Source organism: Nocardia salmonicida NBRC 13393, from assembly GCF_001613085.1.
GTDB classification, from domain to species: domain Bacteria; phylum Actinomycetota; class Actinomycetes; order Mycobacteriales; family Mycobacteriaceae; genus Nocardia; species Nocardia salmonicida.
This window is the reverse complement of sequence record NZ_BDBR01000015.1, coordinates 130,716-156,481: the sequence shown is the minus strand read 5'-3', so window position 1 is coordinate 156,481 and position 25,766 is coordinate 130,716. Positions and strand designations below refer to the sequence as shown.

Annotated in this window: 30 protein-coding genes and 1 pseudogene; 13 read left to right on the top strand and 18 right to left on the bottom strand. The window is 65.8% G+C overall.

Annotated features, from left to right (window positions below; genetic code table 11):
* Nucleotides 1–83 precede the first annotated feature (83 nt).
* A complete protein-coding gene (locus tag NS1_RS17810) occupies nt 84–521 on the top strand; it encodes a GNAT family N-acetyltransferase (RefSeq protein WP_062986080.1) in 438 nt (145 codons plus the stop codon).
* Here the strand turns inward: NS1_RS17810 and NS1_RS17805 are convergent.
* Nucleotides 518–1,558, bottom strand: a complete 1,041-nt coding sequence (locus NS1_RS17805; protein ID WP_062986125.1) for an NAD-dependent epimerase/dehydratase family protein — start codon at nt 1,556–1,558, stop codon at nt 518–520. The genes NS1_RS17810 and NS1_RS17805 overlap by 4 nt on opposite strands.
* Before the next feature lie 196 nt (nt 1,559–1,754).
* On the opposite strand from NS1_RS17805, the gene istA reads away from it, so the two are divergent.
* Nucleotides 1,755–2,999, top strand: coding sequence for an IS21 family transposase (gene istA, locus NS1_RS17800; RefSeq protein WP_062986078.1), 1,245 nt, complete (start codon nt 1,755–1,757; stop codon nt 2,997–2,999).
* The gene (gene istB, locus NS1_RS17795) at nt 2,999–3,817 is read left to right on the top strand and encodes an IS21-like element helper ATPase IstB (protein WP_062986076.1); all 819 of its coding nucleotides are present in this window, start codon (nt 2,999–3,001) and stop codon (nt 3,815–3,817) included. Before istA ends, istB begins: the two co-directional genes overlap by 1 nt.
* A gap of 153 nt (nt 3,818–3,970) precedes the next feature.
* On the opposite strand, the gene NS1_RS17790 is transcribed toward istB, so the two are convergent.
* From NS1_RS17790 to NS1_RS17780, 3 genes are all read right to left on the bottom strand, one after another.
* Complete coding sequence (locus tag NS1_RS17790; RefSeq protein WP_062986074.1) at nt 3,971–4,747, bottom strand: HAD family hydrolase; 777 nt, start codon at nt 4,745–4,747, stop codon at nt 3,971–3,973.
* A 266-nt stretch (nt 4,748–5,013) separates the two neighbouring features.
* Nucleotides 5,014–5,589 (bottom strand): hypothetical protein, encoded by a 576-nt coding sequence (locus tag NS1_RS17785; RefSeq protein WP_062986072.1) that lies wholly within the window; start codon nt 5,587–5,589, stop codon nt 5,014–5,016.
* Entirely contained in the window at nt 5,582–5,833 is a 252-nt protein-coding gene (locus NS1_RS17780) for a hypothetical protein (protein ID WP_062986071.1), read from the bottom strand. The genes NS1_RS17785 and NS1_RS17780 overlap by 8 nt, the downstream gene beginning before the upstream one ends.
* 250 nt (nt 5,834–6,083) lie before the next feature.
* Here NS1_RS17780 and NS1_RS17775 point away from each other — a divergent pair, with 250 nt between their 5' ends.
* From NS1_RS17775 to NS1_RS17760, 4 genes are all read left to right on the top strand, one after another.
* Entirely contained in the window at nt 6,084–6,293 is a 210-nt protein-coding gene (locus NS1_RS17775) for a hypothetical protein (RefSeq protein WP_062986069.1), read from the top strand.
* A gap of 33 nt (nt 6,294–6,326) precedes the next feature.
* Nucleotides 6,327–6,659, top strand: coding sequence for a hypothetical protein (locus NS1_RS17770; RefSeq protein ID WP_062986068.1), 333 nt, complete (start codon nt 6,327–6,329; stop codon nt 6,657–6,659).
* 171 nt (nt 6,660–6,830) lie between these two features.
* Nucleotides 6,831–7,802, top strand: coding sequence for a hypothetical protein (locus NS1_RS17765; protein WP_062986066.1), 972 nt, complete (start codon nt 6,831–6,833; stop codon nt 7,800–7,802).
* A 91-nt stretch (nt 7,803–7,893) separates the two neighbouring features.
* Nucleotides 7,894–8,916, top strand: coding sequence for a deazapurine DNA modification protein DpdA family protein (locus NS1_RS17760; protein WP_062986064.1), 1,023 nt, complete (start codon nt 7,894–7,896; stop codon nt 8,914–8,916).
* Between the two features lie 237 nt (nt 8,917–9,153).
* Here NS1_RS17760 and NS1_RS40095 read toward each other — a convergent pair whose 3' ends face one another.
* Complete coding sequence (locus tag NS1_RS40095; protein ID WP_157125281.1) at nt 9,154–9,318, bottom strand: hypothetical protein; 165 nt, start codon at nt 9,316–9,318, stop codon at nt 9,154–9,156.
* Between the two features lie 54 nt (nt 9,319–9,372).
* Between NS1_RS40095 and NS1_RS17755 the strand changes: the two genes are divergently transcribed.
* From NS1_RS17755 to NS1_RS17745, 3 genes are all read left to right on the top strand, one after another.
* A complete protein-coding gene (locus tag NS1_RS17755) occupies nt 9,373–9,897 on the top strand; it encodes an NUDIX domain-containing protein (RefSeq protein ID WP_084503809.1) in 525 nt (174 codons plus the stop codon).
* Nucleotides 9,898–10,045: 148 nt separating this feature from the next.
* The gene (locus NS1_RS17750; RefSeq protein WP_062986062.1) at nt 10,046–10,330 is read left to right on the top strand and encodes a hypothetical protein; all 285 of its coding nucleotides are present in this window, start codon (nt 10,046–10,048) and stop codon (nt 10,328–10,330) included.
* 225 nt (nt 10,331–10,555) lie between these two features.
* A complete protein-coding gene (locus NS1_RS17745; RefSeq protein ID WP_062986060.1) occupies nt 10,556–11,944 on the top strand; it encodes a hypothetical protein in 1,389 nt (462 codons plus the stop codon).
* Here NS1_RS17745 and NS1_RS42435 read toward each other — a convergent pair.
* Nucleotides 11,877–12,173: pseudogene (locus NS1_RS42435) on the bottom strand (DegT/DnrJ/EryC1/StrS family aminotransferase); the annotation flags it as partial. The gene NS1_RS17745 and the pseudogene NS1_RS42435 overlap by 68 nt on opposite strands.
* Before the next feature lie 228 nt (nt 12,174–12,401).
* Here NS1_RS42435 and NS1_RS17740 point away from each other — a divergent pair.
* Nucleotides 12,402–13,268, top strand: coding sequence for a hypothetical protein (locus NS1_RS17740; RefSeq protein WP_062986058.1), 867 nt, complete (start codon nt 12,402–12,404; stop codon nt 13,266–13,268).
* Between the two features lie 222 nt (nt 13,269–13,490).
* A complete protein-coding gene (locus NS1_RS17730) occupies nt 13,491–14,156 on the top strand; it encodes a hypothetical protein (protein ID WP_062986054.1) in 666 nt (221 codons plus the stop codon).
* Between the two features lie 47 nt (nt 14,157–14,203).
* Here the strand turns inward: NS1_RS17730 and NS1_RS17725 are convergent, their stop codons facing one another.
* The 5 genes from NS1_RS17725 to NS1_RS17705 form a co-directional block, all read right to left on the bottom strand.
* Entirely contained in the window at nt 14,204–15,076 is an 873-nt protein-coding gene (locus NS1_RS17725) for a hypothetical protein (protein ID WP_157125280.1), read from the bottom strand.
* Between the two features lie 192 nt (nt 15,077–15,268).
* Nucleotides 15,269–15,562 (bottom strand): type II toxin-antitoxin system RelE/ParE family toxin, encoded by a 294-nt coding sequence (locus NS1_RS17720; protein ID WP_062986049.1) that lies wholly within the window; start codon nt 15,560–15,562, stop codon nt 15,269–15,271.
* The gene (locus NS1_RS17715; protein WP_062986123.1) at nt 15,559–15,810 is read right to left on the bottom strand and encodes a type II toxin-antitoxin system ParD family antitoxin; all 252 of its coding nucleotides are present in this window, start codon (nt 15,808–15,810) and stop codon (nt 15,559–15,561) included. Before NS1_RS17715 ends, NS1_RS17720 begins: the two co-directional genes overlap by 4 nt.
* 123 nt (nt 15,811–15,933) lie before the next feature.
* Nucleotides 15,934–16,308, bottom strand: a complete 375-nt coding sequence (locus tag NS1_RS17710; protein WP_157125279.1) for a hypothetical protein — start codon at nt 16,306–16,308, stop codon at nt 15,934–15,936.
* Between the two features lie 184 nt (nt 16,309–16,492).
* Nucleotides 16,493–17,749, bottom strand: a complete 1,257-nt coding sequence (locus NS1_RS17705; protein WP_062986045.1) for a hypothetical protein — start codon at nt 17,747–17,749, stop codon at nt 16,493–16,495.
* 666 nt (nt 17,750–18,415) lie between these two features.
* Between NS1_RS17705 and NS1_RS17700 the strand changes: the two genes are divergently transcribed.
* Nucleotides 18,416–18,832, top strand: coding sequence for a nuclear transport factor 2 family protein (locus NS1_RS17700; RefSeq protein ID WP_062986043.1), 417 nt, complete (start codon nt 18,416–18,418; stop codon nt 18,830–18,832).
* 127 nt (nt 18,833–18,959) lie between these two features.
* Here NS1_RS17700 and NS1_RS17695 read toward each other — a convergent pair whose 3' ends face one another.
* Genes NS1_RS17695 through NS1_RS17665 form a run of 7 tightly spaced genes read right to left on the bottom strand, consistent with a single transcriptional unit; the run spans nt 18,960 to nt 25,698 of the window.
* On the bottom strand, nt 18,960–19,616 hold the full coding sequence (locus NS1_RS17695; RefSeq protein WP_063816174.1) for a histidine phosphatase family protein: 657 nt from the start codon (nt 19,614–19,616) through the stop codon (nt 18,960–18,962).
* The gene (locus NS1_RS17690) at nt 19,613–20,743 is read right to left on the bottom strand and encodes a glycosyltransferase family 4 protein (RefSeq protein ID WP_062986040.1); all 1,131 of its coding nucleotides are present in this window, start codon (nt 20,741–20,743) and stop codon (nt 19,613–19,615) included. The genes NS1_RS17695 and NS1_RS17690 overlap by 4 nt, the downstream gene beginning before the upstream one ends.
* A 3-nt stretch (nt 20,744–20,746) precedes the next feature.
* Nucleotides 20,747–21,892 carry a glycosyltransferase family 4 protein gene (locus NS1_RS17685; RefSeq protein ID WP_062986038.1) on the bottom strand — a complete coding sequence of 382 codons (1,146 nt, stop codon included), beginning with the start codon at nt 21,890–21,892 and terminating at the stop codon, nt 20,747–20,749.
* 6 nt (nt 21,893–21,898) lie between these two features.
* Complete coding sequence (locus NS1_RS17680) at nt 21,899–22,771, bottom strand: phosphotransferase family protein (protein ID WP_062986036.1); 873 nt, start codon at nt 22,769–22,771, stop codon at nt 21,899–21,901.
* Nucleotides 22,752–23,717, bottom strand: a complete 966-nt coding sequence (locus NS1_RS17675) for a glycosyltransferase family 2 protein (RefSeq protein ID WP_062986034.1) — start codon at nt 23,715–23,717, stop codon at nt 22,752–22,754. Before NS1_RS17675 ends, NS1_RS17680 begins: the two co-directional genes overlap by 20 nt.
* Nucleotides 23,702–24,730 carry a phosphoenolpyruvate carboxykinase (ATP) gene (locus NS1_RS17670; protein WP_062986032.1) on the bottom strand — a complete coding sequence of 343 codons (1,029 nt, stop codon included), beginning with the start codon at nt 24,728–24,730 and terminating at the stop codon, nt 23,702–23,704. Before NS1_RS17670 ends, NS1_RS17675 begins: the two co-directional genes overlap by 16 nt.
* A complete protein-coding gene (locus tag NS1_RS17665) occupies nt 24,727–25,698 on the bottom strand; it encodes an NAD-dependent epimerase/dehydratase family protein (RefSeq protein WP_084503804.1) in 972 nt (323 codons plus the stop codon). The genes NS1_RS17670 and NS1_RS17665 overlap by 4 nt, the downstream gene beginning before the upstream one ends.
* Nucleotides 25,699–25,766 lie beyond the last annotated feature (68 nt).

Here is a 25,766-nt window from a genome sequence, read left to right as displayed (position 1 = left end):
ATCGGACTATGTCGCATGCTCTCCGGCCCCACTCCGCCGCTGTCGCTGCGTTTGCCCGGCGAAGGTTCGACCACCCCGACTCCGTGCTGCTGTTGCGCGCATACGCCGATGAGCGGCAAGAGATGGTGGGCTTCGAAGACCCGCCAGGCTTGGACGAACCCTCGCAATACGAACCGCCCAGCGGGATGTTCATCGTCGCCTACACGAAGTCCGGACAACCAGTGGCCTGCGGCGGAATTCGCGCGCGGCCGCGGAGACAGGGCGAGAGCGAGATCCGAAAGATGTTCGTCGTTCCGGATCATCGCCGAGAGGGGCTCGCGCGCCGACTCCTCACCAGCCTCGAGCGGTTCGCGGCAGAATCTGGTGCTGAACGGGTCCTGCTGGAGACGGGATCGTACAACCGCGCCGCGATTGCTCTCTACACGTCGGTCGGGTACGTCCTTGTTCCTTCCTATGTTCCGGGGCGACCAGACTTCAACCGCGCCTTCGCGAAAGCGGTATCCAGGACCATCGGTCGCTAGTCGGATCCGTGCTGCCACCCGCTGTATGACCGTCGCCATTCGGCCAGCAACTGCGTCTCGCGATCGGTGGCGATGCCGTGCTCGGCGGCCCGTGAATGCGCGATAGCCTCGCCGCCTGCCTGCATCCACGCCCAAGTATCAGCAACGGTTTCCGACAAAGGACGGCAACGCAATCCCACCGCTTCGGCCCGATCGGTTGCCATCGCCCATGCCGTGGGCAGCGCCCGCCACATCGGAAGCTCGGTCCACTGCCGCACCCCCTCAGCCTCCAGCCAGGTCTCGTCGACCCAGACCGGCGTCGCTTCTGATCCAGTCGACACCCTGCACGACTCGACGAAGTCCCCGAAGGACTCCCTCCCCCGCGGCGAAGCGATGTTGTACACGCCGCAGTGTGACGACTCGGCTCGATCGACAATGAAACGTGCCGCATCTCGAACATCAACAGGCTGAATGCTGCGATCGGGCGGCCCCGGCACCAACACCTGGCCCCCGCGAGCGATGCGCGACAGCCACCACGACAATCGGCCGACATACTCCCGTGGCCCGAGAATCACATGCGGCCGGACAATCGATAGGCGATCCATGCCGACCTCGCTGCCGATGGCGCGCTCGCATCCCACCTTCAACGGGCCGTAGGCATCCGGATCCCAGATCCTCGTTCCGGGATCATGGTCTGGCGACACGCCCGCCCACAGTGGCGATTCCTCCGTCACAGGCGCATATGGCCACCGCCGATATGCCGAAACCGTCGATACGAACACATAGCGATCGACCCGACTGGCCAGCACTGCCGCACAGCGCCGCACTATGCGGGGAATCACGCCCGCCACATCGATCACCGCATCCCAGGGTCCCGCAGCACCCAGCTGGGCGAGGGCCTGCTCGTTCTCCCAATCGCCGCGGATGTGAACCGCAGGCGCCGGTGGGCACCGTGATCGACCCCGATTGAACACTGTCGGCTCGTGCCCGCGCAGCAAAGCTTCCTCCAAGACCGCGCTGCCGAGGAACCATGAACCACCGAGTATCAGGATCCGCATGCTTGTACCGCCCCCGACAACACGACACAGACCCGCCGTCTGGACCGTCGAGTCGATGATATCCGGCATGCTGTCGCTTCGAGGCAGCACAAGTTACTTGTCGGCAGCACGTGAAAACTGACCACCGCGCGGCAACTCAAAATGTATCACCTGGTCGGTGACCCTGGCTCTATCCGAGCCAGGGAGGACCGAAGGGATGCTTGCTGTGGAGGATTGGGCTGAGATTCGTCGTTTACACAGGTCAGAGGGCATACCGATCCAGGCGGTCGCCCGGATGTTGGGCGTGTCCCGCAACACCGTGAAGCGGGCCCTGGCATCGGACAGACCGCCGAAATACCAGCGCCCGGCCAAAGGCTCGATCGTCGACGCGGTCGAGCCGCAGATCCGCGAGTTACTCAAGACATATCCGAGCATGCCGGCCACGGTGATCGCCGAACGGATCGGCTGGACCCATTCGATCCGGGTGCTCTCGAGCCGGGTCGCTGAGCTGCGGCCGGCGTATCTGCCGCCCGATCCGGCGTCGCGGACCGCTTATATCGCCGGTGAGATCGCCCAGTGCGATTTCTGGTTCCCGCCGATCGAGGTGCCCGTCGGGTTCGGGCAAATCCGCAGCCCGAAACAGCTACCGGTGTTGACGATGGTGTCCGGCTACTCGCGCTGGCTGATGGCGATGCTGATCCCGACCCGGCATGCCGAAGACCTCTTCGCTGGGTGGTGGGCGCACATTCACGGATTAGGTTCGGTCCCCAAGGTTTTGGTCTGGGATGGTGAGGGAGCGATCGGCCGTTGGCGCGGTGGTCGCAGCGAACTGACCACCGACTGCCAGGCCTTCCGCGGGACATTGGGCACGAAGGTCATCGTCTGCAAGCCAGCCGATCCGGAAGCCAAAGGCATGATCGAACGAGCCCACGACTACCTGGAACGATCCTTTCTTCCGGGCCGAACATTCACCAGCCCAGCCGATTTCAACAACCAACTCGCCGAATGGTTGAAGTTGGTCAATGCCAGACCGCGTCGCGCGCTGGGATGCGCGCCGACCGACCGGATCGCCGCGGATCGCCAAGCCATGCTCGCGTTGCCGCCGGTCGCGCCGCAGACCGGGTGGCGGCGATCCGCGCGGCTCCCGCGTGATCACTACATTCGGTTCGATTCCAACGACTATTCAGTGCATCCCTCGGTGATCGGGCGGCGGATCGAGATCCTCGCCGATCTGGGCCGGGTGCGGGTGTTCTGCGAGGGCCGGGTCGTCGCCGACCACGAACGGATCTGGGCTTGGCATCAAACTCTCTCCGATCCTGACCATGTCGAGGCGGCGAAGATGTTGCGACGCAGTCGAATCGGTGTCGTTCGTCCCGGCGCCGAACCACAAGTCGAACAACGGTGCTTGACCGACTACGACACCGCACTGGGCATCATCGATATCGAAGGCGGGGTGGCGTGATGCCCGCGAGAGCCCGATCCTCAACCACGAAAACCTCCACCACGACAAGGGATTTCACTGCCGAGTTGAACTTCCTGACCCGGGCGTTGAAAGCACCGTCGTTGCGCGAGGCCGCGCAACGGTTGCCTGAACGCGCTCGCGCCGAGAACTGGACCCACGAAGAGTTCCTGGTCGCCTGTCTGCAGCGCGAAGTCTCGGCCCGTGAGTCCCACGGCGGCGAAGGCCGGATTCGATCCGCTCGGTTTCCCTATAGGAAGTCGTTGGAAGAGTTCGATTTCGGGCATTCCCGCGGATTGAAACGCGACGTGATCGCCCATCTGGGGACTTTGGATTTCGTCACCGCGAAGGAGAACGTGGTCTTCCTCGGCCCGCCCGGAACGGGGAAGACCCACTTGGCGATCGGGTTGGCGATCCGCGCGTGTCAGGCCGGGCACCGGGTCGCGTTCGCGACCGCGGCCGAATGGGTCGCCCGTCTGGCCGAAGCTCACCACGCGGGCCGGCTACAGGCCGAGTTGATCAAGCTCGGCCGTTACCCGTTGTTGGTGGTCGACGAGGTGGGCTATATCCCGTTCGAGAACGAGGCCGCGAACCTGTTCTTCCAGCTGGTGTCCTCGCGTTACGAACGCGCCTCGCTGATCGTGACGAGCAACAAGGTCTTCGGTCGGTGGGGCGAGGTCTTCGGCGACGACGTCGTCGCCGCGGCCATGATCGACCGCCTCGTCCATCACGCCGAGGTCATCGCCCTCAAGGGCGATAGCTACCGGCTAAAGGACCGCGACCTCGGCCGCGTCCCTACGGCCGGCACAACTGAAGACTGAAACCATCAACCCAGCCGACGGGGTGGTCCAGATTCATTTGCCGTCAGGTGGTCCGGATTGGCGTGCTGTTGACATTACTCGGGATGGCGCATCAGAGGGGCACACACGACGACCATCACCCCCACGTCGTCGAGCGGCTGATCGCCCAGTCTTTCACCGAGAATCTGCGCAGGGCAGCAGGACCTGTGCGAGGTCGTTGATATGCGTGGCGTCGGGGACGGCTCGGCGACAGGATTCCTCCAACTGCCCAGAGCAGAGGTGAATACCAGGCCAGCTGCCCGCGCGCGCCAACGCCATGTCGGACTCGATGCTGTCCCCAATCACGCCACACACCGACAAGCCGTTGCGGCGCAGCCGCTTCTGGATGAGATTCACGACGGGTGGTGAAGCCTTGGTGCTACCGATCTCGCCGGAGATGAAAACCTCGCCGAACAGATCGGTCATGCCGAGCAACGACAACTTTTCCCTCTGCAGTGACGACGACCCGTGGGTTGCCAACCAAAGCTGATGTGTGGCAGCGAGTCTGGACAGCACGTCAACGGCTCCGCTGACCGGCACGACCGAGGAACGCCGGATCCGCGCGTACTGGACGTCGAGTTCCTCGGCGGTGATATCGGTACGGCGACCGAGACCATCGAGCGTTTCCTGCCAGACCCGCAGCCGATACCGCTGCCCTTCATCGGCGATATCGGCCCGTTCAGTACCGAAATCGGTCCACAACGCTTCCCAAGAACTGACACCAGTCATCGCGGGCAGTTGCCGACAATGTGTGCCCCGCCAGCATCGTCGCGCGTTCTCGAGGATCGTCGGTCCGAGAGAGGGAGCGTCGAGCAGGTCGGCGATCTGCCGCACGGCCGCATCTCGGGCAGCTACGTCGGCGATCAACGTGTCATCGAGATCAAAGATCACGACAGGCAAATCGCTGACCACTACGTTCCTCCTGCAAAAGTTGTGGCTCGGAGCAGGGCCGACTGCTGGCGGGGGCACCTACATTGTGCGCCATGCCCGTGCACCGTCGATTCACGAGCCCGCCCCCCCAGCCCACGTGGGTCGGGCGCCAGGGTGAATGAATCAGACATGACTGATGCTCTCTGGTTGTGAAGGGCAGATCGGCTCGAAAACTGCTCAGGCGCTGCACGCCCTCGCCCAACGCCACCGTTCCGCGGTCGAAACTCCGTGACGCGTCTACGAGGCGGTTACCACGGACACACGGTGGTAACCGTGCCTGGCCGGACCTGTTGGTTTCCCCACGCCAGTGCATTCTGAGACCAGAAGTCCAGGCTCTCCGGCGATGAACACTGATCTCCGGGGAAAGGCGGCGCCGCCGTCCCGACCCACGCGGTGCGCAGCAAGCGCGCCCCCTTTTCGTCAGGCTCTTCGAGCACCGTGGTGACCAGCGAGCAAGGCCACGGATCGCGCGAGCAGTTGAACACCGAATACACGTCGCGGCCCGTCCGCTGGGCGTAGACGATCCGGTCACCTGATCGGATGGGCACCAGATCCGAGGTCCCCACGATGTAGCCGGCATCGGACGTGTTCACGCGCGGCCCACCCACGATAGACATTCGGCCCAGCACCAGCGCGGTCGCCTCCAGCAAGCCAGGCGTATCAGCGAAATGGGTTGCCGCGTGCGAGCCGACGGGGTCGTAGGTCACCGCGACACCATCGCGGGAACGGCACAGCAACCGGGGCACCGACATCGCGCTCCTCTGTGCGATCGTGCCCGGGTCTGGCTCATCGGGATGGGCGTCGACCAGCAGCGAGTCAGACATCGCGCTCCTCACGCTCATCGCGCTTCTTGCGGGCCTGGCGGACGTGGTAGTTCAGGAAGCCATCGACAGCCTGGGGGGTGACGCCGACCAAGCGCGCCATCCACGACGTTCCCCTGCCCGACGCCCGCAGCTTCACTCCCGCTGCGCGCCGGCGCTCGCGAGCGGCGGCGAGCTTCTTGTCGAGTCGGACCGTCTCCGCATGCGCCGCCTTGAACTCGGCCACCAGCTCATCTTCGGACTCCACGTCATCCTCGTTTCAGGTACCCGACAGATCACCGGCCGCCGGGATCATTGGCCACAACACAGGATTCATCGTCAGCTCACGGCGCCGCGTCCGGTACGGGTTCGGGGCCTCACTGCGACGCAGCCTTCCCCACAACATACTTCAAGGCAGTCTTGAAATGTCGATGTCGAGGCTATACGATCAGTTCACTGTTTCAAGACAGTCTTGAACTACTGGACTGGTTCACACGACTCTGACATCGGAGAACACCATGACCACCACCGTCGCCTGCCTCCACTGCACCGACCGGCTCCGCCCCGCCGGACGCGGCGCGTTCCCCACCGCCCCGGTCCACGTCGGCACCGGCGACACCGCCTGCCACAACCGCCGCGACGACACCGCCGAGGCCGATCTGTGGGGCATCCAGCCCACCCTGGGCACCGACTGGCTGTTCGAGCGCCACCCCGACTACACCTCCTGACCGCCGAACCCCACACAGCAGAAGGGATTCCAGGTGAACAACGACACCACCCTCGAAAAGGTCGGCACCGATCGACTGCGCCCCGGCGACGTCCTCGTCGACGACCGCCCGCGACTTGTGATCGACCGCCCCATCGACACCATCTCCCTGCCCACCGGCACCGTGTTCCGCACCTGCGCGCGCATCGACAACTGGAGCGAGCTGGTCGACGACGCCCGCGCGAACGACGCCGACGGAATCGTCAACAGCGCAGCGCAGTTCATCACCCGCCGCACCGGTCACGACGACGAGCACCGCTGGACCATCCAAGGCAACGCCATGGCCACCTGGTGGCGCGAAACCACCCCCACAACGCTGCCGCGCTAGTTGTTTGCCTCGCGCCCGGCCAGACCGGACGCGGAACTGACCACTAGAGCCCCAACCCCACGCACCCGCCGGTGCGCCCACCGCGCTCACACCGTCCTGGCCACCCTGCCCGCACTCGGTCATAGCACCGCCCGGCACCGCGTTCCCACACCGCACCCCAAGGAGATCCGCATGCCCACCATCGATATCCGCCGTCACGGCAACGACATCCTCATCCCCTACGGCACCTTGACCCAGCTCGCCGGACACACCATCACCAACGACCATCTCGACCGGCTCGCCGACCGCGCCCTGCCGAACAGCAGCCTGCGCAACGTCCTTGGCACCGTGCTCGACTCCCTGCTCACTCCCGACGAGTTCAACCAGGTCCACGAGGAACTGGGTGACCCGTTCGCCGGGCAGGCCCCGCCCCGGGCGCCCGCTCCATGCGAGGGCCGCGACGCCGCTGTCCTGGCCGCGCTGCGCGCGATCCAGATCGAGCACGACGGCGAACCATTCATCGTCGGCGACTCCGACGCCGCGACCGCCCGCGACCTCGCCTACCTCGATCGGCTCATCGAAGCCCTGGACCTCGGCGGCGACGAGGCACCCGCTCCCACCCCGCAGTACAACCCCGACCAGCACAATCTCTACCGAGCCCTGCTGGAGACCGCTCGAGCACACGTCGGACTCGACGTCGACGCACTCACCCAGATCCATGGGCTGGTCGCGGCCCTGACACCCGACACCGGCCAGCCCGAGTGCGACTGCCCTGCCGAAGCACGCCACCTGATCTCCCACGTCTGGGTGCCCCACCAGCAGACCTGCCCGCACGCCGAACCCCGCGTCTGGATCTGGGCGATCGGGGGCGTCCCGCGCACCGGCATCCTGGCCCGCTACGCCCAGACCTGGAAAGAACTGCGCGCCAACGGCACCGAGGCCCTCGCCGAGCTCAGCACCGAGCTGCGGACCTGGGACGGCCACCGCGCCACCGTCACCATCAGCGAGGACCACACCAGCGCGTTCTGGGAGGACTACAAGTTCCGCGCCGACCGCGAATCCACCACCGTCCGCATCCGCGTTCCCGCCGAGGACGACGGCGACGACGGGGACGAGGACGAGGACGAGGACGGCTTCTGGCCCGACGAGCACGACGAGCTCTGAGCACGCCGAGGACGGGCGGGGCCGAAACCTACTGCGGCCCCGCCCCTTTCACCCCCACCTACCCAACCTGACACCGCCGGAGGCCGCCGCGATGCACACAGAAGCCACCTTGACCAGCGGTGATGACATGTCCCCCGTGTGGCTTGCCGCGGCGTCCGTCGCCGAGCACTCGCCGACCCCGTGGACCCGCAGCCACGACGATCTCGATCCGGCGCGGCGGATGACGTTCTATCTGGGCACCGGCCACCCCCACCACCTCAACACCTCTGGGGTGCCACTGTTCTTGTCCGCGGCCGCGCTCGCCCGCTACCGCGGCCGGGGTGAAAGGTTCCCCATCCGGATGACCGGCGGCGCGCCGTGGGCCGGTGACAGCGGCGCCTACGCCGCCCTCATCCTCTCCGCCAACCCCAACGGGCACCCCTGGACCGCCCACCCCGACGACTACGGCGCCCTGTGGACCCGGCTCATCGACAGCATCGGACCACCCGACTTCGTCGGCATACAGGACCTGCCCTGCGAAGCACAGTGCCTGGCGCGCACCGGCGCGACCGTGGCCGAACAGTTCCCGCACGTGCCGTGGCTGCGCACCCTTCAAGGCTGGCACCCCGACGACTATGTCGACCACTACCTGATGTACCTCCAAGCCGGAGTCTCGATGACCGGGGAGACCGTCGGCATCGGCAGCGTGTGCCGCCGCGGCTCCCAGCACGCCGTCGCCGAGGTCGTCGAAACCCTCGCCCCACTCGGCATGCGACTGCACGGCTTCGGCCTCTCCTTGGGAGCACTGCGCCTCATCGGACATCAGTTGTCCAGCAGCGACACCCAAGGGTGGTCCTATACCGCGCGCCGCCAACACATCCGGCTACCCGGCTGCACCCACACCACCCGCCCTGACCCCGTCACCGGCACGCGCACCCCGACCGACTGCCGCAACTGCATCCGCTGGGCACGCGCCTACCGCGAACGCGCCCTCGACGCCGTCCGCCACGCAGCCGCCACCGCAGCCGCGCGCACCACCACGGCGCCGACGGTCGTCGCCAGCGACCCGGCCACGCAATGCCGCGCCGTCGCCCGGCCGCGGCCTGGGTCCCGAGCTATCACCGCGCCGATCTGACCACCTGCCGACCTCGAAATCATCGACGAGAAGGGCCAACACACCGGATGAATACACCGACGACCAGCTGATCGTCCGGACTCCCGGCGGACCGGGAACGGCCGCCGAGCTGGCCCGGCAGATCATCGATTACAACATCGGCAACGCCGTCGAACGCCTCGCCTCCTCCTGCCCCGAGGAAGACGCACGACAGCAGCAACTGAGTCGACGAAACCGCGCCGCAGCCCTGCGATCACGTCACGGCAGTTCGGGAACCGACTCCTCGACAAGCTGATAACCGATCATCTGCAACCCTTCCGTCGTTGACAGAGCCAGCGGCGGCCCACCCGGGTCGCTCGTCGCCATCACCCACACCGAACCGAACACCCCGACGAGGCCGGCGAGGCCGAGCGCCGGGCACATGTGGCCTACCTCTACGACAACTTCCCCGACAGTCCCTTGAAAGGAAATCCTGAGATGAACTACAACACCGCCGAAAACGTCCACCTCGCCGCCGATGTCGTGCTGCTGGCCGAGCACCCGACCACCGGCGCGCTGCACGTTTTGCTGATCGAGCGCGGGAAGGACCCGTTTCAGGGTCGGTGGGCTCTGCCCGGCGGCCATGTCGATAGCCGGGAGACGTTCCAGGCTGCCGCGTTCCGCGAGCTGACCGAGGATACCGGGATCGACATCGCCCAGCTCGAGCAGGTAGGTGTGTACGACGACCCCGAGCGCGACCCGCGGGGCAGGTACATCGGGGTTGCATTCGTGGCTGTGCTCGACCACATGCCCACCCCCACCGCCGGAGACGACGCACGCACCGCCGAGTGGGTCATGGCCTCGAACGCACTTCGGCAATCTGACCGTCTCGCGTTCGATCACGCCCAGATTCTCGCCGATGCAATGGCGCAGGTCGGACATCTCACGAGGACTCGCACCACCAACATCGCGAGCGGGTCTGCCCGCGTTGGACAGCAGGTCGGCATCCAATTCCGCTTCTGACATACACCCACACCTACATGCCCCGCTGTCTGTCTGTGCACCGACCTGCTCGACCGCGTCGCCGAACGCGGCCTCTGGCCCGACGCCAAACGCCGCTGGTGCACTTCGGATTTCAAGCGCGGCCCCCTGCGCACCGTGCTCACCCGGCTTGTCGGCGATCTCCGCGACGGCGGCCTGGTCGAGCGGCCCGTACGCGTGCTGTCGGTCATGGGCATGCGCGCGCAGGAATCACCCGCCCGCCGCCGACTCGGCCCCTTCAGCCACGACGGCACTGATCCGCGCCGCGCAACTGCGCCCCGAGCTCGCTGCCGACTACGCCGCGGTCGAAGCCCGCATCGGGCACCGCTTCCGCCAAGACCTGCCGATGGCCGACATCATCGCTACCGCCGAAACCACCGCTCCCACAACAGCAATCGCGAGCTGGACGGCCTGACCGAACGGAGACGACCGTGACGATCTACCTCCGACCCGTACGGAAAGACGGACTGACCAGGACTCATGACACGTCCCCCGCGAATCTGATCCCGGCTCATCGTCGGGTCGCGTGCGAAGGCACTGCCCTTCGTTCTTTCCCAGCGTTGAATGTCGGTGGCTCCGAGGAGACTTCGTGTCGCAACGCCGAAACAGCTGCACCTCACTGCAACGAACGGAGGAAGTCGTGACCGGCATCGTGTCTATCGACATCGAGCCAGGTGGTCCCGCGACACCGGTGGGATACCTCGGCATATGCGAAATCGGCCCCGACTGCACCGTGGGCTCCCCAGCGCTGATCCGGTTCCGCACTCCGCTCTACCAAGGATCCTGGGAAGAATGGACCACATCCTGCGAAGAAGACCTCCAAGCAGTCCACTCCATGCGGTCCGAGACCGAAGTCGAGCAGCTTCGAGGCCGGTGGGACATCAGCTCCGAGATCGAACATCACAACCGGCTGTTCGGATTCTCCCCCCTGCCCGACCCCTTCGATCAGGCTGAGTTCCGGCGCCCGGAACCTGAACCATTCCGGCAGGTCTGGGCAGAACTCGGTCCCCGGCTCACCGGGAAGACCCTCACCGCCTACAACGCCGGCTACGACAAGGCCGTGCTCAAGCTCCTGCTACATCTCACTGACCCCAACCTCCCGACCACCAACCACAGGTGGATAGACGGCCTTGCCGTGGCCCGCCACTACAAGTACTGGGAAGGCCGCTACGGCTCTCCGACAGAAATGCTGAGACGAGAGCTGTTCGAAAAGGACAAATACAGTGAGAGTGACATCGAATACTACGATCTAGGTTTCGAGGACGAGTACCTCGAAAAGTGTCGTCAACAGCAACTCGCGCAAGAGGCGTTCGGAACAGTCATCGAATACCAGGGTGGACGACTTCAAGACGTTGCCATTCGGCTGGACCTGTTCACCAGCGATCAAGCACGACTACGTGCACTCGCACATCGCGAATGGGGCATCGGGAACAAGGCACTACTGCACGACGCCGCCGATGACGCCTGGGCTAACGCAGAAATCATTGCCACAGCGCTGCGCACCGAAGGACTCCCGGTATCGGCCGAAGGACTCACCGTATTCGATGCCCTCCTCGTCGACCCCGACCCCAGTGACTATCCGGCGCACCAATCTCACCTGGCAGAAATCGAGCCGATCGAACCCGTCTGTGCACAGTTCCTGACCAACCGCGCACAAGCACAGATTGATCGCTGTATCCGCCGGATCTGTGGAATTCAACTCAGCCCTGAGCAATGGACCGAGGTCTACACGGTATGGGAGGCCGCTGCCCGCTGGCGCGTACGGCTTGCCGGCGTCAGCGAATCGGAACAAGGTGCCGCATTAGCGGACGAAGCCAATCACTTGATCCAGGCGTCGCACTCCGTGCTCCGGGCACATCAACGCGGAAGAGTTTACGCAAATGCCCTGTCGAACTGGCTGGAAGCGAACCGAAAGCAGCTCACCTTCCAGGGGCACACCGCCGAGCAGATCGAAGTCGAGATCAACCGACTCTGCGACGAGGAAGAACACAGTCGTGTCGAGCGACGGCGCCGAACGCACAAACGCTAATCCACAACCCACCGAACTTACTGCCCCACCGTACGGACGACCAGATTGAACGGCACCGAGTGGTCGATATCGACGTCGACGAGCGCCACCCCTCGTGGGCGGCGAGCGCGCGAGCGTAGTTGCGCCACAGCGCGGTCCGCAGCGCCACGACCCGATCGAAGTGAGCCAGCTGGACCCGGCCGACAGCGGCGTGGACGGCTGACAGGTGATAGGGCAGGCCGGATCCGTCGACGCGGTAATCGAGGAATGCTGCGCCGAATGCCGGGCACGGCTCGGGCCGACGCGGTCAGCCCCGCCGCTCACTCTATCCCCCACACGCGCCGAACACCGTCGACGCCAGCGTGTTCGGGGTCGCGGTCAGCGCCCACCGGCTCGGCGATAGCGTGACCGGCATGATGCGCGGCGGCGATCATGGTGCGGGCCTAGACTCCATTGCCGAAGAGGAAGGCGGTTTGGCATGCAGCTGTTCGAGCGGCTCAACCAACGCGACATCCGTGTGGAGTCAACTGTGCCGACCACCGCACCGCTGACGTTTCGTGACTTCCGCCGCGCGGCCCGCGACAGCGTCCGGGTGGCGGCACACGACTGCGCCGCATGGATGGCAGGCGACCTCGACCAGTGGGCCTCCGAGGCCGACCACAATCCCTTGGACCTTGTCGGTCCGCTACGGCCTCCGTTTGACTCGATGTGGATCGAGTGGTCGTTCCCAGACTGGTCTGCCACGGACGGTACGTGTTTCGCGGCCTGGGTCACCGCTGACGAACCGCATGCCAACGCTCCTGCTGGGGCCGTGCAGGAGCTGACCATCGTCGTGCTCCGCGCCAAGAAGACTGTTGCCCAGTACACCCCGGTGTGGACGTTCATCTCAGTCGACGAGCACGGCAGAGCGCTGAGTGTCGCCAACAACGTCGACCCGAATAGCCGCCTAGCCGGCCAAGCACGGTCGTGGGCGTTGCCTGCGTGCGCGGCGATCGGATTCATGAACTGCCGAAACATTCAGGTCACCGAGATCGCACCCGGCCCCCGGCGGGCGCGTTCATCGAACTCTGCGCGGGGCACCGCCAAAAAGCCCAATCAGCTCTCCCACCACGTCATCCAGTTGCCCAGCACAAGCCAACCTCGCAACCTCACCCAGGCCCGCGAATCTGCTGGCGCTGCGATTCCGCTCCATGTCGTCCGGGGCCACTTCAAGACGTTCACAACCGAAGCCCCGCTCCTCGGCAAACATGTCGGTACCTATTGGTGGCACCCGACGATCCGCGGGCTGCGCGATCACGGCGCAACGGAAACCAGTTATCGGGTCGGGCCCTCCCTCACTGGATAATCGATGTGTGACCCGTCGCGGTTCCCGGCGGTGCTGCCGATCCTCTGCGGTACTGCCCTCGCGCGCGGCGCGAATCCGCGCCACCCCTACTGCGGGCCAGCCTGCCCGGCGCCCGTGCACGCCCGCAAACGCATCTACGGCCAACTGATGGTCGATGGTCGCACCCTGGTCACCGGTGTTTCTGCTGAGTTCGTAGCAGCTTTGTCGGTAGGTTAGCCGACCATGAATCCCGCCGAAGTGTTCGACGCCGACGCCCAACACACGATCGCCTGGGTGAACTCCCACGCCGACCAGCTCCGGCAGCTCCCGAATCTTCCCGTCCCTATCCGGTTCGCCCACGCGATGAACGCCTTCACCGCGATCGGCGTGGGAGCGTCCCTGCTCTACCGGACAACCGAGGACGAGGCCGAGGAACGCCAGCACTGGCACGTCGTCGAAATCGGCGACGACGCACCCGATCACCTCGACAACGGTGTCGGACCAACGGTCGCCCGCCGCTACTGCTACGCCGAAGATCAGACGCTGCCGCCCGGACTGTCCATGCCTGACGGCCTCACCCCGGCGGCGCGAACCCAGCTTCGACGAGCGGCGCGAGACACCGCCTCCGCGCTGAAAGATCTGCTGCACGCCATCTCAGCTGACGGCTCCGTGCCTCCTGGCCTGCGCCAGATCGCCACGGACACCGTCCACGCCGCGGACCTGGTCTCAGCGTTGTATGACGACGATCCCCGCAAAGCGCGGCTCGTCTGCGAAACCCTGCCCGCAGCACAAGAAGCGCGGCACGACCAGCTCGAACAGTACTTCGATGCACTCACCTTCGGCGGCGTCTACGAACCAACCGAGGAACGAATCATGGCATTGGCCAAGGAGTCCGGCTTTCCGCGCTGAACCCGGACCCTCCATGAATTAATCGTCGCGGTCGCAGACGGATTCGGTCACCTGAGCTCATGGCGGATGCGGTCGCGTTCGATGCGTTCCCGGCCCAAGACCTGCCGACCGATCTCGGGGTCACGGTGGGCGTGGATCCGGGCGTGCACGATCGCGGCCAGGACATCCGGCGCCAAGGCCTCGGCCTGGGTGGTGGTCCCGGTGAAGGACCGGTGGTCGCTGGCCTTGGCCGGCGCGGTCGGCAGCCGGTAGGTGCGGACCTGTTCCTCGGTGACCGCGACCCGCTCGAACTCCACCACCGCACCCTCGGACGCGGCGAACGCGCGCACGTCCTCGGCCAGCGCGGTGAACATGTGCTCCCCGCTGGGATCACGGTCACCGACGTGCAGAACCCGGGTGGGCACAGTGCGGGTTCCCGCGCGGACCGCGGCGTCGTGTTTGCCGGTCAAGCCGTCGAACCCGCCACCGGAAAAGCAGCCGATCCCGTAGCCCGCGCCGATGCGAGCCAACTGCGGCACCATCCCCGCGGTCTCGCACCACAACTCGAGGACGACCGGCTGTCCGGCCTGGCGGTCGAGGCGGTAGGTCGCCGCGGCCGCGTCGACCTGGTCCCAGAAGTCGCCGGGCCCTGTGTAGGCGGTCGGGGCCGCGACCGCGATCTGGGTGTCGTCCCGGATCACCGTCCATGCGATCCGGCCCGCGCGTCGCGCCATGGCCAGGTACTCGCACAACCGCTTATAGTCCTGCTCGGTCTTGTCCACGACACCGTCGCCGAGCAGCACGTAGAACAGTTGCCGCACCGACAGCGGCAGGTGATCGCGGTAGCGGTCCACGACATCGTCGACCGCGCCGAGCACCCGCAGGGTTTCTCGGTGGGGCCGCCAACCCGGTTGGGGTCCCCGAGGTCGTTTGTTCGGCATCTCGCACCGCCACTGATCGGGTTCTCTGCTTCCAGAGTCCGCCTGGTCGTCCTAACGCTCAAGGCCCGGAACCGCGCCCAACCAGCGCTAAGACCAAGACCAGGATCAGGATCGTGTTTACCGCGGTAAACGCCAGGAAGGTCGCCGAGCATGCGCCGTCCGGCACGCCGACCGGGCACGGTCTTGGTTCGGTTACAGGTGTCGGTCGATGTCCATGCGTTGGTGCAGAATGCGCACGACGTCGACGATCCCTTCGGCGGTGAGCCGGTAATAGACGGTGTGCGAGCCGGCGGGGAGTTTGCGGTATCCGGCCCGGATCTCATCGCACGGCTGACCGATACGGGGGTTCGCCGCGGCGCGCTCGATGACGTGTTGGAGCTCGCGCACGTAGGTCTCGGCCTGATCGGCGTCCCAACGCTCACAGGTGAATTCCCAGATCGCCGCGACATCTTGCTGGGCGGCCGGGGAGAGAAGATACTCGGTCACCGGTGCCCAGAGGCGTCGGCGCGTTTGCTCGCGATGAAGGAATCGAAGTCGAAAGCGGTCGACGGGCCGCTGCTCTCGCCGTCGATGAGCGCGCCACGCAACGCGGCCAGCTGAGTCTCATGGTTCTCGAGCATCCGCAGCGCGGAACGGACGACGTCACTGGCCGATCCATACCGGCCCGAGGCGACCTCGGCGGCGATGAACCGACTGTAGTGTTCGTCCAAGCTGAACGAGGTGTTCTTGCCCATGAACTGCATGATACCAATCTTTGGTATCACTGTCTGGGGGTGAGGCAGCAGCCGCACGGCCGGGTTGTCGGGCCGTCAGGTCGACAGATCGGGCAGATGCAACGCGCAGTGCGCGGGTGGGTCCTACAGCGTCCCGAACCGCTGGACACTGCGAGGATTTCCGTCCGCGTCTAACGGCTCCACGATCGGATCGTCACCATCCCAGGCCACGGCGCACGTGATGTCGGTGCCCCACGCTCGCCAGCCGTGCATGCCGGAGTCGAAATATCCGGACAGTTCGACGGCCTTGATCAGGCTGGGCAGTCCGTCGTCGGCGGTCTCGAGGATGTCGAGCACCGGGTAGGCGCCCAGCACCGCGTAGCCAGGACGCACGACATGGGTGAGCCAACGGCGGGTGACGAGGTAGATCAGGTACGGGGTTTCGCCGGTCTCGGCCTTCCAGGTGAAGATCGAGCTGGCCTCACCGGTGAACGACTCACGGTTAGCGATGACGGTCATCGGTACCGGCGGAACCCGCGATGGATCATGGCCAGGGTTTGCCGTGAACGGCTGGATCCGGGCCAGAGAGCGATTTCGCTTCCGCTCGCGCTCGACCTGGCGGGTGAACGCGTTCACGATGAGAGCACTGACATGCTCGCCGATCTCGCGCCTGGCATCTGCCACTTTCACCGCCACCAAGTGTTCACGATAGCTCGCGCCGTGGAACCGCCGAAACTACAGCGTCGCCTAGATGATTGCGCGGATCGAGTGCGTCACGGATGGTCGGAATAGCCGCAGTCAACACAAATTCCACGTCGAGATCATCGAGGTCGCAGTCGAGCATGTCGATCCACGGCGCCAATTCGAATGACTCCATCACATGCCACGGGCCACGATGGGACGGGCGCTGCGCGCTGTGGGTAAGGAAAGCGACCGCGTACGCAATCGCGGCCCGCCACACCCGCTCCAGGGCAACCGCATCGAGCTCCTCACACTCCTCGCCATATCCGCTCATTTCCTCGGCGCAGTGGGCGCGGGTCAGGGCACGCAGGTGCGGGTGGGCTCGGTCGATGGCTTCGCAGATCCGGGCCAGGTGTGCTCCGCACCCGAGTTCAGCCAACGCCGCAGGGCGCTGATCGGCTGGGGGCAACCAGATCCACATCGCGCCGGGATCGCCCCAGCACTCCCGCGGCTCGAACAACGATCCCGACATCCGCCACTGCCTGGTCAGCCACGTATGGAAATCGCGGCCGCCGAGACAACCGAGTAGGGCTCGCGGGCCGGCCCAACCTGCCTCCACGGCCACACTGACCGAGTCGGCCTGGTCGATCTGGAAGGCGAGTTTGGCCGGATGCGCCCTGAACAAATCGCCGTCGAACACACACGCCGGGCATGTCCGCACCGCACTGTCGCCAGGTTCGAACAGGGCCGACGCCGGGTAGCGGTCCCCGCATATCCCGCACTCGGTCTCGGCACGGGTCTGGGTATGGTCTCGCTGGCGGGCTTGGCCAACCACACGGTCGATCTCGTCGATGATGCCCGCCACGTCACTGCTGTTGACGATGTGGTGGGCATCGAGTCCCGCCACGCGGCCGAGTTCTTCGTCGTAGTCGGTAACCAGCGGCGCCCAGACCAGGACACGCAGGGGCGTGGTCAAGTCGAACAGGTCCGGGTCGTCGGGGTGCTCATCGCCGCTCACGTAATCGGGCTCGGTGGCGCGTTCGACAGAGATCGTGGCGGGCCCGGCATACAAGTGAAGCCCCATCGCTTGGGGGACGGGTTCGATCTGGACGGGCCACCCCGCCGCCCGCAACCCGGCGGCCAACTCCTCGTAGAGGTCGCTCGCCAAACGAACACTGCCTGCTGAATTGTCGAGGGTGTGGGCCGCGTCGAGGTAGGTTCTGCCGGTCGAGGCGGCGTGTTCGCGAACCGCCTTCTTGCGCCAGTAGTCGCGTGTCATCGCCAATGTCCTTGTCCGGCACGTTCTCCCACGCTCGGCGCCAAGTTCGTTATTGGGCACGACGAGTCCAGTTTGTTCCGCGCGATCACAGACCTTGACCGTGAAATCTCACCCGGTGACGGCGTGGGCGTCAATGTCGGGCACGGCACGGGCCGACGCGGTCAGCCCCGCCGCGCACTCTATCGCAACACACCGGCCACACGCCGAGCGCGGCGAGCGCGGCGCGTTCGTCGCCGTAGCGGCCAGGGGGTAGCCGCTACGGCGATAGGGTGACCGGCGTGAACGACGGGCGTGGGGAAATCAACAGGTCCAGCCGGACACGGTGACCACCGTATGTCCGTGGTAGCCACCTTGTAGAAGCGTTTCGAGTTCGGCCACCGAACGCGCGGTGGCCGACCGGGATGAAATCCGGTGGGGCGGCTCGGTTGTGGCGCGTACTCTGTCGGCGATGTACAGCCCGACGACCTCTTCGGAGGTCCCAGCTAGGATCGCGCGACGAGCCTTCCGGCGAAGCAATCGCTGCGGGTCCTGGGAGAGATGTTCCCGGCCGAAACCCCCGAGACGCTACTGGGACCGCCCCAGGCCGACCACGCGCCGCCACCGGCGCACCACAACGACTTCTCCGCTCGCCCGGGTGCGCGGCGAACTTGCACAAGCGGTAGGCCGATGACCGACCGCCCGATTCCGCCCGTCTGCACCGCCGAAGACGCCGTGCGAGAAGCTGTTGCAGCGGAAATGCAACTCCTCGACCCAGCGGTTCGGCGCTCGCGCGAACGTGCCGAAGCGCTGCTAGATCCGGAATTCGTGGAGGTCGGCGCGTCAGGTCGACAGTGGGATCGTTCCCACATGCTGGCCGAGCTGCCGACGATGACAGGCGCGAACAACAACGAACAGGTCGAGGTTTCCGCTCTTCGTGGTGTTCTGCTGGCCCCTGGCCTCGTACACCTGACCTACGAAACCCATCGCGACGGGCGACACGTTCTGCGATGCTCGCTGTGGCGCAAAAACAACGCGGCCGCCGAATGGCGAATGTACTACCACCAGGGCACCCCAGCACCTGCCTCCGAATCGTTCGCTCCGTGACGACACGGGACTCAGCGGCCGACGCCACAAGCTCCATCGCAGCGAGACCCATCCGGCCCGGTGTTCGTGGTCCACGCCACCAGGCCGTCGTGCCCGGACCACGCAGGCCTGGTGTTCAAGTGCGCTCCTACGTCTCGCTGAGGTGGCCAGTGTCGTTGTGTTGCAGCAGGGTCCATCGGTAGCCGTCGTCAGGGCGAGTCCAAGCCAATGGTTGCTTCTCCCAGATCGTGATGCCGCCGTTGTGGGCAGCGAACGCCGCCGTTGCGCGGGTCGCGGTGGACAGGTTGAGGAACAGATACGTTGCGGCAGTGATTGTTTCGCCGTGGGCTATGACTAAGACGGTGCCTTCGGGATGCCGTTCGAGGATCGCGGCGAGAGCAGCGCGGGCACGGTCCAGGAAGGCCGCCCAGGTTTCCGCGCCGGGCGCGATCGGCCGGTGGGGCCGAAGCGCAGGACTATCGCCGAAGTCCGCGACGACGCTGGTCCAGGGTCTCCCGTCGGCCTGCGCGTAATCGGGCTCTCTCAGGTCGGTCTCGACGCTGATCGGCAACCCGAGCTGCTCGGCGATGATGTCGGCGGTTTCTCGGGTTCTGGGCAGCGGGCTCGTGTAGGCGGCGGTGATCGGCTCGATGGCGTGCTCGGCGCGCAGCCTTGCGGCAAGCCGGGCTGCCTGGTCGCGGCCGAGGTCGGTGAGACCGGTGCAGCCCCGTGGCCCGCCGACAATGGCAGCGACGTTGCAGTGCGCCTGACCGTGGCGGACCAGGATGAGTCGGGCGAAGCTCATGAAGACCTGCACATTCCGCGGTCGATGACCTGCTGATAGAGCCGAACGCAGCGCGTGGCGTGCGCGGCGGCGCTGAACCGGTGCGCTCGTCGGCAGGCTTGGTCGGCGAATTCTGTGGCGGTCGATCCCTTCGTGACGATCATGTCGAGCGCTGCTGCGAGCGCGACGGGGTCGTTGGCGGGAACGACGTAGCCCGCGTCGCCAATGAGTTCGGCCATGTTGGCGACATCGGTGGCGATGACGGGCACATTGTGAGCGAGGTAGTCGGCGATGGCTCCGCTGCCTTGAAAGCTCGGGTGGTCCCGGTAGGGGAACACCCCGGCGGCACTGGCGCGAATCAGGGCAGCGCGACCGGCGGCGTCGACGTACTCGGCGACGACGGTGAACTCGGTGACACCGATTCGCACGGGCTTGCCGGGTGAAACAGCAGCGGTAGGTGCGGTGGCGTCATCCCAGAATTGGCCCGCCACAACGACCCTGACGGGCTGGCGCATCAACCGAAGAGCTGCGGTGAGCAGCCCGGCGTCCTTCCATGGGGCCGCGAACCCGTAGAGGCTGATTACGGGCAGCCCGTGCGGCACGTGTAAAGCGGCGGCGAGGGCTGGAGATGGGCTCGGCAGCGTGCCATCAGGGATCGTGGTAGGCAGCCAGGCGACCTGACCACTACACAGGGCGGGACTGGTGACAGCCAGTCGGGCTTCGGCGTGCTGGCCGAAGTAGACGTACCCGTCCGCGCCCGTAATCTGTTCTCGCACAACGCGGTGCCACCGCGCATGGGGCACATGGTCACGAAACAGGGTCGGGTCGAGAGTGTGGATGTGGTAGACGATCGGGGGCCGCGAACGGCGGGGCCAGAAGGCGGCGACGAGATGGTCGATCTCGAGGTTTCCCGCGTGCAGTGCCACCACGTCATAGGCTGCGGGGTCGATCTGGTCGGCCAGTGCACGGGCCGAGGCCACGATGCGCTCGATCGACCAGAATCGTTGACTGTCCTGGTCATAGGGAATGGCGGTCGAACCGTGTCGGTCGACCAGGACACCGATCTCGCGCAGCCCGGTGGTGAGGGCGTCGAGGTAGGGCGGCAGGCTGCCTCCCGGATGGTTCGGGCCGAGAATCAAGACTCGCATTGGTCATGCTTTCGATTGCGTTGTCCGGTGTGAGTGCAACGTCTGGTAGGTCGCGAGGGTTTGCGATGCGGACCTGCCCCATTCGAGTGCGGCCGGGAGGACGCCGCTGGGCTGCGCGAGTTGGTTGAGGCGAGCACGAATGTCTTGTCCGGTGCGATAGGTGTATCCGCCGCCGGCGGCGAGCAGTTCCGGGGCGGTGCCCAGGTCAGCAGGTAGCAGGACTGGTGTGCCGCAAGCGAGCGCCTCGGCGATGGCCAGACCGAAGCCTTCCCACCTCGAGGTCGACAGCAGGTAGTCCGCAGCGCGGTAGAAGCTGGGCAGGTCGGCATCGGACAGATCGCGCAGGATCGTCACGTTAGTTTCGGTGCCGGTCAGGGTGATCGGTGTCAGCGCCGGGGCGTGGCCGAGCAGAACGGTGATGTGGGCGCAGTCGGCGAGCTCGCGGGCGAGCCGTTCGAGGTGATCCCAGCCTTTCATCGGCGTGGTCTTGCCGACCCACACCAATCGGTGTCGCCGACCTGGCGGATCGGTCCAGGGTGGCGGCGCAGTGAGTTCGTCGTCCAGCCGACGACTGGTAGTGATGCGGCCCTCGGACCCGAGAGTGATCCGCTCTCCGCTGGTAGGTGGGCAGATCGGCCCGGCTCGGAACCGTTTCCGGTCGACGCCGTTGGCGATCACGCGCGGTCGGGCAATGCCGTAGGCGGCGGCGAGATCTGCGGCGGCGAATTCGCTGACCGCCACGACGATGTCGGCGACGCGTAGCAGTTCGTGCTCGGTGGTGATCAGGCGCGGCCACGCGCGCATGGTGGCGGCCGGCAGATCGCCGCGGATCAGGACCGGTGCCCTGTCCTGAGCGGGAAGGCCCAGGTATTCGAGAGTTTCAGCTTCCCAGGACGAGGACTCCACCACATCCGGCCGCAGCGCCACCAATGCCTCGGACACCGCCCGGCGGTGGGCGGTCAGCTCCTCGGTGCGCGGCAACGTCACAATGCGAATACCGGTCTCGAACAATGGATGTGGCGTGTGTTGGGTGATCAGAGTGACCTCGTGACCGGCGTCGCGTAGAAGAGGGGCCAGCGCACGGTAGAGAGTGCAGATGCCCCCGCGCCCGATCGAGTGCAGGTCTCGGTGGACGATCGCGATGTGCATCGTCGTCTACCGCCGATCGTGGAGGCTGGCGCGAACCGCCTCCCATTGCGGTTCGATCAACGCCAGCCTGGAGGTGCGGAACTCGCCGTCGTCGAGCTCGGTGTGCAGACGTAGTTCGCGCGAGAGCACCATTGCCTGGTTCAGCAAGAACGGTGTCTCGATGTCGGTCTCGGCCACGATCGCTTCGATGCTCGATTGTGCGCCGGGTGTGCTTGCCAGCAGGGTGTGGAGCATTGCGAGGTCGAACCCTGCCGCGAAGAGCCCGGTGAACTCGAAATCGACTGGGACACAGCTGCCGTCTTCGGTGATCAGCAGGTTCGACGGCAGTGGGTCGCCGTGCGCGACCGCGTCGATGGGTCCGACGGCGGCGATCAGTCGATGAAGTGCGATTCGGTCGTCATCGTCGAAGATCCCGATCCGGTGGTAGCGCTCGACCCGATCCGGGTAGTCGAACACAGGCGACAGTGCTCCCGGTGGTGGGTTCCATGCGCCGAATCCGAGCAGGGTGTTCACGGTCGCGTCGAATACCGCCGGGGTGATCGGGTCGATTGGGTATCTCTCAGTGTCCACGACGCGGCCGGGGATGTGTTCGATGACAATGACCCGGCCGTTCGCGGCGTGGATCAGTTCCGGTACCCGCGTCGGGGGCGGAAATATCTCGAACGCCCGGTAGATGCCGATCTCGTGGCCGAATTTGTTGTGCCAGAACGTCTCATCGGTCAGGCACACCTTGATGACGGCCGCTCGGCCATGATAGTCGCCGACGACCAGCAGGGATTTGTCGGTGGCGCGCAGAACGCGACCGGCCGTGACATCCGCGCCGAGTTCCTCGGTGAGTTTTGCAGTGGCGGTATCGAGATCAAGCGGTGCGCCGCTCATCGGCATCCTCCCCGGTCGCTGTGATGATGTCGGTCAATCGCTCGATCAGATCGGTCTCGGCGTCGGGTTCGCGCCAGGCATGGGCGAGCGCATGGATCGACTGCTGGTAGTAGTGCGGGTTCAGCAGTCCACCGGCAGTGAGCTGGCCGAGCACCTGCCAGTACATGATGGAGGTGTAGAGCCGGAATCGGTGGGATCTGTCTGTGCTGGTCGGCCATCGGTTCCACATCCGGCGGACCAGCGCGCCGAAGCGCGCCATCGCGGCGGCGTTGTCGGCTACCGCGCCGATCATGCTGCCCGTCGCAGGGAGCCGGTGGTAGATCACCGTCGGCGCTGCGCATCGCGCGATGCGGTAGCCGTGCTCGCGGGTCAACCGCAGCCAGAAATCCCAGTCCTCGATCGCGGGCAACCCTGGATCGAAGCGGGCCGTCCCGGCGCGGGGCGACCGCAGGACCGCGGCATGGACGGGAAACAGGTTGCACGCCTCCAACAACACCGGGTCGAACGCAGCATCCCACGGGGTCGTGGCCGCAAGTATGGGCCCGATCGCGGTGCTCGGGTGGATTCGATGTTCGGCGACCAGGCACGTGGTGGCGACCGCGTCGATTCCCGATTCCAGGGCGGCCAGGGCGGTAGAGAGGTGGTCGGGCAGGAAGAGGTCGTCGTCGTCGAGAAACGCGACATAGCTTCCGCGCGCGCGCTCGATGCCGGTGTTGCGGGCGCACGGAAGGCCACGGCGATGGGGATGGCTGATCAACTGGGTCGCCAATCCCCGGTCGCGGGCATCCTGCACCACGTCCTCGACCGGGGAGCCTCCATCGTTGACCACGATGACTTCGATTTCGTGCAGGTCGACTCCGCGTTGGGCGGCGATGCTCGCCAACGCCTGCCCCACCTCGGCGGGCCGGTCGAGCGTCGGCACGATCACGCTCACGATCGGGTCCATGCCGTCACCCCCGAATCGGACTCGTCGGCGAGCCAGTCCAACAACGGGCCCAGCTGGCCGCGATGGCGCCACTGCACGATCCGCGAGCAGGCTGCGAGGTCAGTCAACAGACCCCGGGAGTCGTGGGCGTAGTCGTCGCGACTCCGTTCACGGCGGGGAAGATAGCGGGTGTTGAGGTCCGGATCGAAAACCCAGTCGAACCGGACATGCGGCCACAGCGCCGCTGCCGGATCTCCCACGTGCGCTGGAACACTCACGTCACCATTGGGCCCGTAGCCAGCGAGCACCACGGTGACGTCGCGTTGCCCCAAAGCGGTGTGCACCGGGTTGGGCTGTCCGAGGCGCGCGAAGGTGAACAGCAGCCTGCGGTCGCGCCCGTACCGTGCGAGCCGAGGCATCTTGCGGAAAGCGTCGATGTCGACTCCCTCGTTCTCCCATGGCTCACCGAGTCGATCCTCGTAGTCGAGATAGGTGCCGATCTTGATCGGGATCGGCGTGGGTAGCGACGTGATGACCAGACCGTCGGTGCCGCGGTAGAGGATCAGATGATCGTTGGACAGGTACTGGTATCCCCGTGTCAGCGCGGCATTGAGCGCCAGGGTGGTTTTGCCGCTGCCCTTGTCGCCGATCACGAGGATCACCCTGTTGTCGTCGGCGACCGCCGACGCGTGCAGCATGGTGTAGCGGCGGGCCTCGCAATAGTCGAGCAGCAGCTCCCGGATCGCCTTACGGGTCGTGATCGCCAGGTCGCGTTCGTTTGTCGAGTGGATCGTCAATACCCGGCCCGCTGGGTCGGCCCGGTAGCCGACCTTCCACGGTGTCAACGCCATGTCCGGCTCCGGCGTCCGTGACCTGGCGCGAATCGTCCAGGCCGCCGGGTACTCGGCTGGGCCACCGCCGGTGACCTGATAGAACTCGCGCAAATACCGGACCAAGTCGACGTGGTCGGTTTCGAGGGCAACCGTGACCGTTCCCAGGTCGATACCGAACGTGCGCCAGGTGCTACTGCTCATGCGTCTGCTCCCATCGCTGATCGGGCCAGTCCAGCTATTCCCTCGGCCAAGCCGATCCGAGGCGCCCAGTCCAAAACTGCTGCGGCCTTGTCGATCCGCAGGCACATCCGCTCGATGCCGCCTGGAACCGAACTCACCGAACTCGGTGCCGCCTCGCGTTCGGTGACATCGCGAACCATCGAGTGAATTTCGGCCACACTGGTCTCGATGCCGCTGCCGATGTTCACCCGGCCCGCCGGCGCGGACACGCACGCGTGTACGACTGCTGCGGCGACATCCTGCACGTGGACGAAGTCTCTGGTCGGGAATCCGTTGCCGTGCAATACAGATGGCTGACTGGCGGCGGTATCGGCGAGGAAGCGGCTGATCACTCCTGCCCGGTCTGGAGCTTGGCCAGGCCCGTAGACATTTCCCAGAATCAGCGATGTTGATGGCAATCTGTCCTGGTCCGAGAACCACTCGACGTAGCTGAGCGCGGCGGCCTTGCTCATGCCGTACGGATTGGTCGGCACCGGCCGGTGTTCCTCGGAGACCGGAAGATCGGTTGTCGCACCGTAGATCGCCGACGACGCTGCGAAGACCAGCAGCTCGACACCGGCTTCCGCTGCGGCCTCGGCGACGGCGATCGTGCCGCACACGTTGACCTCGGCGTCGGTTTCAGGGTGGCGGATAGCCGCCGAGACCAGTACCTGGGCTGCGAGGTGAATGACGATGTGCGGGGCGAAGTCTCGAATGAGATCAACGAATCGCCCCGAGCGGACATCGCACAACTCCATGCGCGGCGGCGACCGGCGCCCTGGTGGCGGCCCTACGAGGTCGACTGACATTACCTCCGCACCGACCTCGCTCAGCAGGTCGACCACTGCCGAGCCGATGAACCCGCTCCCGCCGGTCACCAACACTCGTCGGTCGAGGGTCGACATCTTCGCGGGACTCTGCGGCCTGATGATCCTTGGCAGTGTGCGCATTCGGCTCTCCTCCCACCCTGAGACAGCCCGGGACAAAGCGAACCGCGCGGGTGAACGCGCATGTCGTT